This window comes from Nocardioides sp., assembly GCF_041600255.1.
Lineage (GTDB): Bacteria > Actinomycetota > Actinomycetes > Propionibacteriales > Nocardioidaceae > Nocardioides.
On the sequence record NZ_JBFIKK010000100.1, the window covers coordinates 1 to 13212 of the forward strand.

The 13212-nt window shown below is 71.6% G+C and carries 16 protein-coding genes; 9 read left to right on the plus strand and 7 right to left on the minus strand.

Annotation, left to right across the window (positions count from 1 at the left end):
• Positions 1 to 129 precede the first annotated feature (129 nt).
• Positions 130 to 486, minus strand: a complete 357-nt coding sequence (locus ABZE72_RS12145; RefSeq protein WP_372729293.1) for a GntR family transcriptional regulator — start codon at positions 484 to 486, stop codon at positions 130 to 132.
• A 52-nt stretch (positions 487 to 538) separates the two neighbouring features.
• Between ABZE72_RS12145 and ABZE72_RS12150 the strand changes: the two genes are divergently transcribed.
• The 3 genes from ABZE72_RS12150 to ABZE72_RS12160 are packed head-to-tail and all read left to right on the plus strand — an operon-like array spanning position 539 to position 2990.
• Entirely contained in the window at positions 539 to 1465 is a 927-nt protein-coding gene (locus ABZE72_RS12150) for a carbohydrate kinase (protein WP_372729294.1), read from the plus strand.
• Positions 1466 to 1501: 36 nt separating this feature from the next.
• Entirely contained in the window at positions 1502 to 2398 is an 897-nt protein-coding gene (gene truA / locus ABZE72_RS12155) for a tRNA pseudouridine(38-40) synthase TruA (protein WP_372729295.1), read from the plus strand.
• A complete protein-coding gene (locus tag ABZE72_RS12160; RefSeq protein WP_372729296.1) occupies positions 2391 to 2990 on the plus strand; it encodes a class I SAM-dependent methyltransferase in 600 nt (199 codons plus the stop codon). The genes truA and ABZE72_RS12160 overlap by 8 nt, the downstream gene beginning before the upstream one ends.
• 4 nt (positions 2991 to 2994) lie before the next feature.
• Here the strand turns inward: ABZE72_RS12160 and ABZE72_RS12165 are convergent, their stop codons facing one another.
• A complete protein-coding gene (locus tag ABZE72_RS12165) occupies positions 2995 to 3429 on the minus strand; it encodes an ArsI/CadI family heavy metal resistance metalloenzyme (protein ID WP_372729297.1) in 435 nt (144 codons plus the stop codon).
• Positions 3430 to 3511: 82 nt separating this feature from the next.
• Between ABZE72_RS12165 and ABZE72_RS12170 the strand changes: the two genes are divergently transcribed.
• From ABZE72_RS12170 to mgrA, 4 genes are read left to right on the plus strand one after another with little or no spacing between them, the layout of a single operon-like run.
• Positions 3512 to 3868 carry a metalloregulator ArsR/SmtB family transcription factor gene (locus tag ABZE72_RS12170; protein WP_372729298.1) on the plus strand — a complete coding sequence of 119 codons (357 nt, stop codon included), beginning with the start codon at positions 3512 to 3514 and terminating at the stop codon, positions 3866 to 3868.
• The gene (locus ABZE72_RS12175) at positions 3865 to 4539 is read left to right on the plus strand and encodes an aquaporin (protein ID WP_372729299.1); all 675 of its coding nucleotides are present in this window, start codon (positions 3865 to 3867) and stop codon (positions 4537 to 4539) included. Before ABZE72_RS12170 ends, ABZE72_RS12175 begins: the two co-directional genes overlap by 4 nt.
• A complete protein-coding gene (locus ABZE72_RS12180) occupies positions 4536 to 4958 on the plus strand; it encodes an arsenate reductase ArsC (RefSeq protein ID WP_372729300.1) in 423 nt (140 codons plus the stop codon). The genes ABZE72_RS12175 and ABZE72_RS12180 overlap by 4 nt, the downstream gene beginning before the upstream one ends.
• 34 nt (positions 4959 to 4992) lie before the next feature.
• Complete coding sequence (mgrA, locus tag ABZE72_RS12185) at positions 4993 to 6036, plus strand: L-glyceraldehyde 3-phosphate reductase (protein ID WP_372729301.1); 1044 nt, start codon at positions 4993 to 4995, stop codon at positions 6034 to 6036.
• Positions 6037 to 6053: 17 nt separating this feature from the next.
• On the opposite strand, the gene ABZE72_RS12190 is transcribed toward mgrA, so the two are convergent.
• Both ABZE72_RS12190 and ABZE72_RS12195 read right to left on the minus strand, forming a co-directional pair.
• Complete coding sequence (locus ABZE72_RS12190) at positions 6054 to 7448, minus strand: sensor histidine kinase (RefSeq protein WP_372729302.1); 1395 nt, start codon at positions 7446 to 7448, stop codon at positions 6054 to 6056.
• Positions 7435 to 7995 carry a heme NO-binding domain-containing protein gene (locus ABZE72_RS12195; protein WP_372729303.1) on the minus strand — a complete coding sequence of 187 codons (561 nt, stop codon included), beginning with the start codon at positions 7993 to 7995 and terminating at the stop codon, positions 7435 to 7437. Before ABZE72_RS12195 ends, ABZE72_RS12190 begins: the two co-directional genes overlap by 14 nt.
• A gap of 156 nt (positions 7996 to 8151) precedes the next feature.
• On the opposite strand from ABZE72_RS12195, the gene ABZE72_RS12200 reads away from it, so the two are divergent.
• Together ABZE72_RS12200 and ABZE72_RS12205 are read left to right on the plus strand one after the other, a co-directional pair.
• Positions 8152 to 9837, plus strand: coding sequence for an ABC-F family ATP-binding cassette domain-containing protein (locus ABZE72_RS12200; protein ID WP_372729304.1), 1686 nt, complete (start codon positions 8152 to 8154; stop codon positions 9835 to 9837).
• Positions 9834 to 10859 (plus strand): GNAT family N-acetyltransferase, encoded by a 1026-nt coding sequence (locus ABZE72_RS12205; protein ID WP_372729305.1) that lies wholly within the window; start codon positions 9834 to 9836, stop codon positions 10857 to 10859. Before ABZE72_RS12200 ends, ABZE72_RS12205 begins: the two co-directional genes overlap by 4 nt.
• A 9-nt stretch (positions 10860 to 10868) precedes the next feature.
• Here the strand turns inward: ABZE72_RS12205 and ABZE72_RS12210 are convergent, their stop codons facing one another.
• The 3 genes from ABZE72_RS12210 to ABZE72_RS12220 form a co-directional block, all read right to left on the minus strand.
• A complete protein-coding gene (locus ABZE72_RS12210) occupies positions 10869 to 12206 on the minus strand; it encodes a S1C family serine protease (RefSeq protein ID WP_372729306.1) in 1338 nt (445 codons plus the stop codon).
• Between the two features lie 56 nt (positions 12207 to 12262).
• The gene (locus ABZE72_RS12215) at positions 12263 to 12940 is read right to left on the minus strand and encodes an HAD family hydrolase (RefSeq protein WP_372729307.1); all 678 of its coding nucleotides are present in this window, start codon (positions 12938 to 12940) and stop codon (positions 12263 to 12265) included.
• Between the two features lie 115 nt (positions 12941 to 13055).
• Complete coding sequence (locus ABZE72_RS12220) at positions 13056 to 13205, minus strand: hypothetical protein (protein ID WP_372729308.1); 150 nt, start codon at positions 13203 to 13205, stop codon at positions 13056 to 13058.
• Between the last annotated feature and the right edge of the window lie 7 nt (positions 13206 to 13212).

The following is a 13212-nucleotide window of genomic DNA, read 5'->3' on the forward strand; positions in this document are numbered from 1 at the left end:
GACCTGCCACTTGTGGTTGCCAGAAGTGGCAGGTGGGCGTCGTACGGGCAACCAGAAGTGGCAGGTGGGCGTCGTACGGGCAACCAGAAGTGGCAGGTGGGCGTCGTACGGGCAACCACAACTGGCAGGTCAGCGCCAGACGCGTTCCACCAGGCCGGTGGCCTCGGTCAGACCCAGGCCCAGGCGGCGCGCCTCACGGACGTACGCCGCGGCCGCGTCCGCCGCCTCGGCGGAGCCCCCGGACGTGCTCATCGCCACGAACGTGCCGCGTCGGCCCTCGGTGACCACGACCCCGTCCGCCTCGAGCTCGCGGTAGACCCGCGCCACCGTGTTCACGGCGAGGTGCAGCTCGCCGGCCAGCGCCCGCACGGTCGGCAGCCTGGTCCCCGCCGGCAGCTCGCCGTCGGCGACCCGACGGGCGATCTGCACGCGCAACTGCTCGTACGGCGGCGTCCCGGAGGCCGGATCGAGGGGGTGGACGTCCATGCCGGCGACCCTACGCGTTCCCTGCGTGGCGTTGATGCGTTAGGAAGGAAGCATGAGCGCAGACACGGGGCAGGGTGTGCTGGTGGTCGGCGAGTCGCTGGTCGACCTGGTCCGTGACCCGGACGGCAGCATCCGCGCGCATGCCGGCGGCAGCGCCGCGAACGTGGCCGTCGCCCTGGCCAGGCTCGGCTGCCCGGTGCAGCTGGCGACGAGCTACGCCGACGACGAGTACGGCCGGCTGCTGGCCGAGCACCTGCGTGCCGCGGGGGTCGGCTCCGCGTCGGTCCCCTTCGCGCTGCCGGCCACCTCGACCGCCACCGCGACCCTGGCGGCCGACGGGTCGGCGAGCTACACCTTCGACGTGGACTGGCGGCTCAACCCGGTGCCGATCGGGGTGCCGCCACGCGTCGTGCACACCTGCTCGCTGGCGGCGGTGCTGCCACCCGGGGCGGACGACGTGCTCGCCCTGGTCGACGAGCTGCGCGACGTCGCCACGATCACCTACGACGTGAACGCACGTCCGGCACTGACGGGTTCAGGCCCCGACGTCGTACGGCGGGTGGAGGCGATGGTCGCCCTGAGCGACCTGGTCAAGGCCTCCGACGAGGATCTCGACGCGCTCTATCCCGAGCTCGACCACCGGGCCGCGGCCCGGCACCTCGCCGGACTCGGACCGAAGGCGGTCGTGGTCACCCGCGGTGGTCGGGGAGCCGTCTGGCTCACCCACGATGTGGAGTTCGAGGCGTTCGCCCCGCAGGTCACCGTGGTCGACACGATCGGGGCGGGGGACACGTTCGGCGCCGGCCTGATCGACGGCCTGCTGGGTGAGGGCCTCGCCGGCGCGGAGCACCGGACCGCCCTGGCCGACCTCGACGAAGCCACGATCACCCGGCTGCTCACCCACGCCGCTGCCGCGGCGGCGGTCACCGTCTCGCGCCCGGGCGCGGACCCGCCGTACCGGCACGAGCTCCGGGGATGAGCACCGACCGGGCGGGGACTGGCAGGATGTGGCCTCGTGCGGATCCGGATCGACCTGGCCTACGACGGCAGTGAGTTCAGCGGCTGGGCGACCCAGCCCGGACTGCGGACGGTCCAGGCCGAGCTCGAGGCGGCCCTGGCCACCTCGCTGCGGATCCCCAGCGCTCGGGTGGTCTGTGCGGGACGCACCGACACCGGGGTGCACGCGCGCGGCCAGGTGGTGCACGTCGACGTCGACGACCATGTCCTGGCCGGCTCGGTGGGCCGATCGAGGCAGACGCCGGCCGAGGCGCTGCGACGCCGGCTCAACGGGATCCTGCCCCCCGACATCAAGGTACGCCGCGTGGCCGAGGCCCCGGCCGGCTTCGACGCCCGCTTCTCCGCGCTGTGGCGGCGCTACGCCTACCGGATCGTCGACGACCCCACCCGGTTCGACCCGCTGCACCGAGCGCACGTGCTGGAGTGGTCGCGCCGGCTCGACGTCGATGCTCTCAACGCGGCCTCCGATCACCTGCTGGGCCAGCACGACTTCGCGGCGTTCTGCAAGCGCCGGGAAGGGGCGACGACGATCCGCACCCTGCTCGACCTGCACTGGACGCGCGACGCGCACGGGGTCGTCGAGGCGACGGTCCGGGCCGATGCGTTCTGCCACAGCATGGTCCGCGCGCTGGTCGGCTGCCTGCTCGCCGTGGGTGACGGTCGCCAGCCCGTCGGTTGGCCGCACGACGTCCTGGTCCGCGGGGTGCGGGACCCCGCGGTGACCGTGGCGCACGCCCATGGCCTCACCCTCGAGGAGGTCGCCTACCCCGACGATGCCGAGCTCCGGGCTCGCGCCGAGCAGACCCGCGCCAAGCGGGTGGCGGCCGACGCCCACTCCGATGCCACCTCCGGTGCCCAGCGCGGCGCCACCGGCGAGGACGCCAGCGATGGATGACCACTACTTCAGCGCCGATCCGAGTGTCGCGTTCACCCGGGCACCGGTGCGCGCCTCGGTGTGGGGCCACGAGCTCGAGCTGACCAGCGGCTCCGGGGTCTTCGCACGAGGTCGTCTCGACGTGGGCACCGCGGCCCTCTTCCGCGAGACCGCGCCGCCCTCCGCCGGAACCGTGCTCGACCTGGGTTGCGGGTACGGCGTGATCGGTCTCGCCGTCGCGGTCGCGGTGCCCGATGCCGTCGTCACCGGGGTCGACGTGAACGAGCGGGCGGTGCTGCTGGCCAACGAGAACGCGGCCGCCCTCGGGGTGGCCGACCGCTACACGGCCCTGACCCCGGACGCCGTCCCGGCCGACGCGACGTACGACGAGATCTGGTCGAACCCACCGATCAGGATCGGCAAGCCGGCGCTGCACGCGCTGCTGCTCCAGTGGCTGCCACGGCTGGCCCCCGGCGGCCGCGCCGTGATGGTGGTCGGCAAGAACCTGGGGGCCGACTCCCTGCAGCGCTGGCTGGGGGAGCAGGGCTTCCCGACGGAGCGGGTGGCGAGCTCGAAGTCGTTCCGGGTCCTCGTCTCCCGCCGCGCGGACTGACCCCTCAGCCGCAGCAGGCCGGTTCGTCCGCTGCCTGGTCGACGGCAGCCACGGGCGAGGTACCGAAGGCCTCGGTGTCCTCGAGGACCGCGTAGATCTCCCAGCGCTCACCGTTGGGTGCACCCTCGACCCAGAACTTGTCCTGGCGCGCGTAGCAGCAGGTGGTGTCCCGTTCGTCGACGGAGGCGAGCCCGGCTGCGGCCAGTCGGGTCTGGGCGACGTTCACGGCGTCGGTGTCGGTCACCTCGACGCCGAGGTGGTTGATCGAGCCGCCCGCGCCGGGTGTCTCGATCAGGACGAGCTTGAGCGGTGGCTCGGCGATCGCGAAGTTGGCGTAGCCCGGCCTGGTCTTGGCCGGCGTGGTGTCGAAGAGCGCGGAGTAGAAGGCGATCGAGGCGTCGAGGTCGTCGACGTTGAGTGCGAGCTGGAGACGTGACATGGAGGTTCCTTCCGTAGATATCGATGATTGTCGATATGTGGCCAGAGTGGCATCAGACATCGATGTCTGTCAACATAGATGCATGTCGAAGTCACCCCCGATGACGCCGGTCGAGACCGTCGCCTGCTGCTCCCCCCTGAGTCAGGACCCGCTCAGCCGGGAGGTGGCCGAGCGGATCGCCCCCCTGCTCAAGGCCCTCGCCGACCCAGTCCGCCTGCGCCTGCTCTCCCTGGTGGCCAGCCACGCCGACGGGGAGGCCTGCGTCTGCGACCTCAACGACGCCTTCGACCTCTCCCAGCCCACCATCAGCCACCACCTCAAGGTGCTGCACGAGGTCGGCCTGCTCGACCGTGAGAAGCGAGGCGTGTGGGTCTACTACCGGGTCAACGCGGCAGCGCTCTCCGACCTCGGCGCCCTCCTCGGCCGGGTCGCCGGGTGACGCCCCTGTTCCGCCGTGCCGCCGCAGAGCTGGTGGGTACGGCGTTCCTGGTCGCCGCGGTGATCGGCTCCGGCATCGCCGCGGTGCGGCTCTCGCCGAACGACGTCGGGCTCCAGCTGCTCGAGAACTCCCTGATCACCGGGGCCGCCCTGGTTGCCCTGATCCTCGCGCTGCAGCCGGTCTCGGCGGCCTTCAACCCGGTGGTCACGCTGGTCGAGCGGGCGCTCGGCCTGGTCACCACTCGGGACGTGCTGACGCTGGTCCCGGCCCAGATCGCCGGCGGTGTGATCGGAGCGGTGGTCGCCAACCTGATGTTCGACCTCGACGCGGTGACGCTCTCCACGCATGACCGCTCCGGCAGCGGTCTGTGGCTCGGGGAGGTGGTGGCCACCCTGGGTCTGGTGCTGATCATCTTCGGCAGCATCCGCACCGGCCGGATCGACACCATCGCCTACGCCGTGGGCGGCTACATCACCGCCGCCTACTGGTTCACCTCCTCGACGAGCTTCGCCAACCCGGCCGTCACCATCGCCCGGATGTTCTCCGACACCTTCGCCGGCATTGCGCCGGCCTCGGTGCCGATGTTCGTGCTCATGCAACTCGTCGGTGGGCTCCTCGCCCTCGGCCTCGTCCACGTGCTCTACCCCCACCCCGGAAAGGTCGACCAGTGACCGACGCCCCCTCGTCCGCGCGCCGCCCCACCGTCCTCTTCGTCTGCGTGCACAACGCCGGCCGCTCGCAGATGGCCGCCGGGTACCTGCGCCACCTCGGCGGCGACCGGGTCCGGGTCCGCTCTGCCGGCTCGGCGCCCGGCGCCGCGGTCAACCCCGCCGCCGTGGCCGCGATGGCGGAGGAGGGCATCGACATCTCGACGGCGATCCCGCAGCTGCTCAGCACCGAGGCCGTGCAGGAGTCCGACGTCGTGATCACGATGGGCTGCGGGGACGCCTGCCCGATCTTCCCGGGCAAGCGCTACGAGGACTGGAAGCTCGACGACCCGGCCGGGCAGGGCCTCGAGGCCGTCCGGCCGATCCGCGACGACATCCGTGCGCGGATCGAGCAGCTGCTCGCCGAGCTGCTGCCTGCCTGACCGGGCACGCGCAGGCGTTTGTCAGGATGGCGCCATGAGCTACGACGCCGCCGACGACCGCTACGACACCACCGCCACCGGGATGGAGTACCGCTTCACCGGCCGCAGCGGGCTCCAGCTGCCCGCGCTCTCCCTGGGCCTGTGGCAGAACTTCGGCGACGACCGCTCCGAGGAGAACCAGCGCGCCATCCTGCGGCGTGCCTTCGACCGCGGGGTCACCCACATCGACCTGGCCAACAACTACGGCCCGCCGTACGGCCGCGCCGAGGAGAACTTCGGGCGCTACCTGCGTGACGACTTCGCGTCCCACCGCGACGAGCTCGTCATCTCCACCAAGGCCGGGTGGGACATGTGGCCCGGCCCCTACGGGCAGGGCGGCGGCTCGCGGAAGTACGTGCTCGCCTCGCTGGACCAGTCCCTGGAGCGTCTCGGGCTGGAGTACGTCGACATCTTCTACTCCCACCGCTTCGATCCGGAGACCCCGATCGAGGAGACGATGATGGCGCTGGACCACGCCGTCCGCCAGGGCAAGGCGCTGTACGTCGGCATCTCGTCGTACTCGGCCGCCAAGACCAAGGAGGCGGCCACGATCGCCCGCGACCTGGGCACTCCGCTGCTGATCCACCAGCCGTCGTACTCGATGCTCAACCGCTGGATCGAGGAGGACCTGCTCGACGAGCTGGAGGCCCAGGGGATGGGCTGCATCGTCTTCACGGCCCTGGCCCAGGGTCTGCTCACCGACCGCTACCTGGACGGCATCCCGGCAGACTCGCGGGCGGCCAGGGACGGCTCCACGATCCCCGGGGAGCACCTCGACGACCGGGTGCTGGCCCATGTCCGCCGCCTCGACGAGATCGCCCGGGCCCGCGGCCAGAAGCTCGCCCAGATGGCACTGCAGTGGGTGCTGCGCGACCCGCGGGTGACCTCGGCCGTGATCGGTGCCTCCTCGGTGGAGCAGCTCGACACCAACCTCGATGCCTTGGCCGGTCCCGTCTTCACCGACGAGGAGCTCGCGGCGATCGACCAGGACGCCGTCGACGCCGGCATCAATCTGTGGGCCAAGCAGACCGAGGACTGAGCCGGGTCCGCCCCCGATCAGGACCGGCGCGGAAAGGCGACGACGAACGTCGCTCCCTCGCCGGGGGAGGAGTCGACGCTGACGGTTCCGCCGTGCTCCTCGACGATCTGCTTGACCACCGAGAGCCCCAGACCGCTGCCCGGGATGGCTCGCTCGCTGGCGGTGGAGGTGCGGAAGAACCGGCGGAAGACATGGGCCAGGTCGGCCCGCTCGATGCCGTGGCCGGTGTCACGGACCGTCAGTGTCAGGTGCGTACCGTGCCGACAGATGCTGGCCCGCACGTGGCCCCCGTCGTGGGAGAACTTCACGGCATTGCTGAGCAGGTTCAGCGCCACGCTGTGCAGCTGGGCAGGGTGGCCCACCAAGGTCGCCGGCGCCCCGTCGGTCTCCAGCTCGAACGTGATCCGGCGGGCGTCCATGGCCGGTGAGAGCGAGCGGTGGGCGTCCTCCACGACGGAGGCCAGGTCCACCTCGACGTCCGTGCTCACCTCCTCCGGCGGTTCCTCGGCGCGGGAGAGGTCGAGCAGGTTGTCGACCAGCTCCTGGAGCCGGCCGCAGTTGCGCAGCGCCACGGTCATGGCGTGGGTCTGGTTGGGGTTGAGCGGCCCGAACTCCTCGTCGAGACACATCTCGAGGTACCCGCTGATGCTCGCCAGCGGGGTCCGCAACTCGTGCGAGACGGTCGCCACGAAGTCCGACTTGGCCCGGGACACCTCGCGCAGGGTGCGGACGGTCTCCTCCTGGGCCTGATGGGCCACCACCTGCAGGAGTGCGCTGCTGAGGTCGGCGGCGACGCCGTCGAGGAGCGCGCGGTCCTGAGGGCGCCACTCGCGTGCCTCCCGGGACTGCAACACGAGCCAGCCGAGCATCCGGTCCACCGACTTGAGGGGCACCGAGGCGAAGGCCCGGCACCCGTAGCGGCGTACGACATCGGCGGCCGAGGCGGGATCGATCCGCGCGTCGGTCTCGATGTCGGTGATGATCAGGCTCTCGTGGCGGGCGGCGAACTCACTGGCGAGCGCGCTCATCGTGGGAGGTGTCTGCATGTCTGTCGGCACCCGGTCGATGCCCGGGACCGTCCACTGCACGGGTGAGGGCGCGGTCTCGGTGCGGTCGGTGAAGTAGACCAGGCAGCGCGAGACGTCCAGCCGGGGGCCGAGGGAGCGGACGACGAGGTCCATCACCGCGTGGGGGTCCTTGCGCTGGCGCATGTCGCGCGAGAGCCGCTGGCGGTAGCGCAGCTGCTCGGCGTCCTCGCGCAAGTCGGTCTCGGCGGCCTCGAGTCGCTGCACCGTGTGCCACAGCTCGGCGGTCGCGGCCTCGCCGATGTCCTCGGCACTGCGACGGGCACGCCGTTCCCGCTCGAGCTGGCGCGTGAGCAGCTCGATGCGGTCCTCGTCAGGCGCGGCCATCGGAGGCCTCGTCCGAGAACGTGCAGACCAGGCGGCAGGAAGGTGAGCCGTCCCGCGTGCAGCGGTCGTGGTGGATGTGGCAGCTCTCGCCGAAATAGGTCGCCGCACCACTGATCATGCCTTCGGCCAGGGCGCAGAGCCCTCGTGAGGAGCGGTAGCCGACGATCAGGACGTTCTCGCCGAGCACCTCGAAGTCGAATACCGGCGGGTCGGCGTTGCGGTGCAGCTTGCGCACCTCGGGATGGATGACGTCGTTCAACCTGAGGACGAAGTCCCGGGTCCGACGGTGCGGGGTGAAGAAGCCCGGGTAGCGGCCGGCGAGGCTGATCAGCGAGGCGTGCCCGAGTCGCCGCGTCAGGTCGGCCTCGGTGACGTCGAGCATCTCGGCACCCGTCCGGATCAAGGCGTGCAGATCGGCGTCGGGATAGTCCCCGAGCGAGGTGTAGCTGCCGTCCAGTCCCGTCCTGGTGAGCAGGGCGTCCCACATGGACTCGCCGTGCTCGACGGTGACGGCCTCCTCGACCACGTTGAAGATGATGCCCTTCATCCACAGATCCGTTCGCTCGCCCGATGCCCCAGCCTAGGCCCATCGGGCCTCGATGCGCCCGTACCGGACACGGGGCGGCACGCCAGTGTCCGCGGCCCGCGGCCCCGCGGATAACGGTTCGCGCGCCGGGAGCCCGATGCCGGAGAATGATCCGACGTGGGTCATGTCGATGTTGCCGGAGTCCGCTACGAGCTGCCCGACGGGAGGGTGCTGCTCGACGACGTCTCGTTCCGGGTGGGTGAGGGCGCCAAGGTCGCCCTGGTCGGCGCCAACGGCGCCGGCAAGACGACCCTGCTGCGGATCATCACCGGGGACCTGGTCCCGCACGCCGGGGCGGTCACCCGCACCGGCGGCCTCGGCGTGATGCGGCAGATGGTGAACGCCGGACTCGGCGAGGCCCCCACGGTCGCGGACCTGCTGCTGAGCGTCTCCCCGCCGCGGATCCGCGAGGCCGCCGCTGCGGTGGACCGCTGCGAGCTGGCGCTGATGGAGACCGACGACGAGAAGACGCAGATGGCGTACGCGCACGCGCTCTCGGAGTTCGCCGATGCCGGCGGGTACGACGTCGAGGTCACCTGGGACGTCTGCACCATCGCGGCCCTGGGGATGCCCTACGAGCGGGTCAAGTACCGCGAGCTCTCCACCCTGTCGGGCGGCGAGCAGAAGCGGTTGGTGCTGGAGTTCCTGCTGCGCGGTCCCGACCAGGTGCTGCTGCTCGACGAGCCGGACAACTTCCTCGACGTCCCGGGCAAGCTCTGGCTGGAGAAGCGGATCCGGGAGTCGGACAAGACCATCCTGTTCATCAGCCACGACCGCGAGCTGCTCGCGAACACCGCGACCCGGATCGTGACGGTCGAGCTCGGCGCCGCCGGCAACACGGTGTGGACGCACTCGGGCGGCTTCTCGTCGTACCACCAGGCGCGCACGGACCGCTTCGCCCGCTTCGAGGAGCTGCGCCGCCGCTGGGACGAGGAGCACGCCAAGCTCAAGCAGCTGGTGCTGCACTACAAGATCAAGGCCGAGTTCAACGACGGCATGGCCTCGCAGTACCGCGCCGCCCAGACCCGGCTGCGCAAGTTCGAGGAGGCCGGGCCGCCGACCGAGCAGCCGCGCGAGCAGCAGGTCACCATGCGGCTCAAGGGCGGGCGCACCGGGAAGCGGGCGGTGGTCTGCGAGAACCTCGAGCTGCGCGGCCTGATGAAGCCCTTCGACCTCGAGGTCTGGTACGGCGAGCGGGTGGCCGTGCTGGGCTCGAACGGGTCCGGCAAGTCGCACTTCCTGCGGCTGCTCGCGGCCGGCGGCACGGACCCGGACGTCGAACACCGGCCGGTCTCGGAGGTGCCGGTCAAGCCGGTCGACCACACCGGCCGGGCCAAGCTCGGCGCGCGCGTGCGTCCCGGCTGGTTCGTGCAGACCCACGACCACCCCGAACTGCTCGGCCGCACCCTGCTGGAGATCCTGCACCGTGGGGACGAGCACCGCGACGGGATGGGGCGCGAGCAGGCCGCCCGGGTGCTGGACCGCTACGAGCTCGCGCACGCCTCGGAGCAGAAGTTCGAGTCGCTCTCCGGCGGTCAGCAGGCGCGGTTCCAGATCCTGATGCTCGAGCTCAGCGGGGCCACGTTGTTGCTGCTCGACGAGCCCACCGACAACCTCGACGTCCAGTCGGCCGAGGCGCTCGAGCAGGGCCTGGCGGCCTTCGAGGGCACGGTGCTCGCCGTGACGCACGACCGCTGGTTCGCCCGCGGTTTCGACCGATTCCTGGTCTACGGCGCCGACGGCGAGGTCTACGAGTCCGACGGTCCGGTCTGGGACGAGGGACGGGTGCAGCGCGCGCGATGAGCTCGCTGAGGATCGACGTCGTCGACCCGCTCGACGAGGACACCCTCGCCGGCTGGCATGCGGTCTACGCGGCTTCGCGACGGCATCGCGATCCGGAGACCGCGATGATCTTCACCCTGCCCGAGCTGCGGGTCGAGCTGCTGCACCCGGGCCCGCGTCACTGGAACGCCGGGTACGTCGGCACTGTCGACGGCACCCCGGTGGTCAGCGGCTTCATCGACACCCCGTTGCTCGACAACCTGACCCTGGCCGAGATCCGGATCGACACCCTGCCCGAGCACCGCGGCCGGGGGTATGGCGCGGCCATGCTTGCGCACCTCGAGCAGGTGGCCCGCGAGCGCGACCGCTCGGTGCTCACCACGATGGCGACCTGGGGGTTCGAGGCCGGCCAGGACGGCGCCGACAGCCCCGAGGTCGGGTTCCTGACCGAGCAGGGGTTCAGCCTCTCCCTGGTCGACATCCAACACTGGCTCACCCTGCCGCTGCCGGAGGGTCGGCTCGAGGCGCTGGCGGCCGAGGCGGCGCAGCACCACCCGTCGTACACGCTGCGGTCCTGGGTCGGGCCGGTGCCCGAGGAGCTCGTGGGTGGCTGGGTCGAGCTGGAGTCGACCCTGATGACCGAGGCCCCGATGGGCGACCTCGCGTGGGAGGCGGAGCTCGCCGACGTGTCGGTCCGGCGCGAGGCCGAGGCGCAGCTGGTGCGGCAGGGGCGCACGCCGTACAGCACGGTGGCGCTGGACGCGGCCGGCGAGGTCGTCGCCTACACCGAGGTGGTGGCGACCACGCACGAGCCCGGCAAGGCCTACCAGTGGGGGACGCTGGTGCGTCCCGCCGACCGCGGGCACCGACTGGGCCTGGCCGTGAAGGTGGCCAACGTCGCGCTGATCCAGCGCGAACGTCCGGACCTGACCCAGGTGGTCACCTGGAACGCCGAGGTGAACGCGCACATGGTGCGGGTCAACGAGCAGCTCGGGTTCCGCCCGGTGGAGCGGCTCGGCGAGTTCCAGAAGCGCCTGGGCTGAGCCGCCGGCTCAGGAGGCCTGGGTCTCGGCGTCCGAGTCCAGGGTCAGCTCGGCGGTCGCCTCCTCGCCGTCGCGCAGGTAGGTGACGGTGACCTCGTCCCCGGGCCGGTAGGAGCGGACGGTCGCCACCAGCGAGTCCGCGCTGGTGATGTGGCGGTCGTCGACCTTCGTGATCACGTCACCGGCACGCAGGCCGGCGTCCTCGGCGCTGGAGCCCTCGGAGACCTCCTCGATCCGGGCGCCCGAGATGGGCTGGTCGCTGCCGGCGCGGGCGTCCTGCTGGACCGAGGAGACCGCGATCCCGAGCCGGGCGTGGGTCGGGGTCTCGCCGTTGCTCATCTGCTCCACGATCGGCATCACCTCGTCGATCGGGATGGCGAAGCCCAGCCCGATCGACCCCGCCGCGCCGCCCCCGGTGGAGGCGGTCCGGATCGAGGAGTTGATCCCGATCACGCGGCCCTCCATGTCGGTCAGCGGGCCACCGCTGTTGCCGGGGTTGATCGCCGCGTCCGTCTGGATCGCGGGGTAGGTGGTGCTGTTGCCGTTGCCGTCGCGGCCCACCACGACGGGGCGGTCGAGGGCGCTGACGATCCCGCTGGTCACGGTGGCGTCGAGCCCGAACGGCGAGCCGATCGCGACGACTCCTTGACCGACGGCGAGGTCGGCCGAGACCCCGATCGTGGCCGGGGTGAGGCCCTCGACGCCCTGGGCCTGGATCAGGGCGGTGTCGGTCAACGGGTCGGTGCCGACGATCCGGGCAGGTGCCGAGGTGCCGTCGTCGAAGCTGACCGTGATCGTGCCGCCGTCGCCGGCGGCCTCGACGACGTGGTCGTTGGTCAGGATCTGACCGTCGGAGGACAGGATGATGCCGGAGCCCGACCCCGCGCCCCGGCTGCCGGCGACGTCGATCTTGGCGACCGAGGGCAGCACCTTGCTGGCGACCTGCTGCACCGATCCGTCGGCGGCGGGCTGGGCGGGCGTGTCCACGACCTGCGAGGCGGTCCGGGTGCCCGGTGTCGGGCTGCTGGGCGCGTCGTCGCCCAGCCACGCGTCGTACGCCGCGGCGCCGCCGAAGCCGGCGCCTGCCCCCACCAGCAGCGAGGCGGTGACGACACCGGCGGCGAAGGCCTTGCGGCTGCGCCCAGGGGTGGCGCCGGGCGGTGCGGTGCCGGGCGCTGGGGCAGGCGCGGGGGCGGGGGCCGCGAACCAGCTCTCGGTGTCGTACGCCGTGGTCGGGTGCTCGGCGGCGGGGTGCTCGGTGGCGGGCTGGTCGGGGGTGCCCTCCGGCTCGGCCGGACGGCCGGCGCGGGGCTCGGACGGACGCGGTGCGAAGGGAGAGTCGTTCATGCCTTCCAGCCTGCCCGGCGAGCCTGTGAGAGTGCTGAGATCGCGCTGGGTGGTGGTCAAGAAATCGGAGGGACGGTGCCGATCGGCAGCCCCAGGGCCCGGAGGTCGTCGGCGAGTGCGGCGGGGTCGGTGAAGAGGACGGCCTGCATCCCGAGTGCGGCGGCGGCTGCGACATTGTCGGCTCGGTCGTCCACGAACGCCAGCCGCGTGAGCGGCAGTCGAGCGCGCTTCGCGGTGATCCGGAAGATCCGCGGGTCGGGCTTGGCGACGCCCTCGGTGCCGGAGACCACGACGTCGTCGAGGAGTTCCAACAGTGCGAACCGAGACGGGGCGTGCGGGTAGAGCTCGTGCGACCAGTTGGTGAGGCCGACCATCGGGACGCCGTGACGGTGCAGCTGGCGCAGTACCTCGACGGAGCCCGGCACCTCGCCGACCAGTGAGGCGGGGAAGTGGGTGAAGTAGGCGGTGGCGTGCTCGTGCCAGTGCGGGTGGGTCCGGGCCACCTCGGCGATGCCCTCGTCCCAGCTGCGACCGGAGTCCTGGGCGTGGTTCCAGGCCATGAAGTCGAAGTCGTCGGCGTCGAGGAAGCGCCGGGCTTCGCTCTGGCCGACTCCGGCGGCGATCGCGGCCTGCGGCTGCCAGTCGATGAGGACGTTGCCGAGGTCGAAGACGACGCCGGCGGGAGGCGTCGTACGCCCGTCCGCGGGGGAGAGGGTGCGGTCGGGGGAGCTCATGTGGACCGTCACTCCTGACTCATCAGTCCCACCGAACATGGAAAACCCGCACTTCGCCCGGATAACTCCCCGGGTGAAGTGCGGGTTTCACACGTTAACCAGTGAATCTGACCGCTCAGGCCCAGCGCTGGGCGGCGGGAACGAACTCCAGCTGCCGGTCGCCGGTGTAGATCTGCTTCGGGCGGGCGATCTTCTGCTCACCGTCCTGGACCAGCTCGGACCACTGCGCGAGCCAGCCGGGGGTGCGGCCGATCGCGAACAGCACCGTGAAC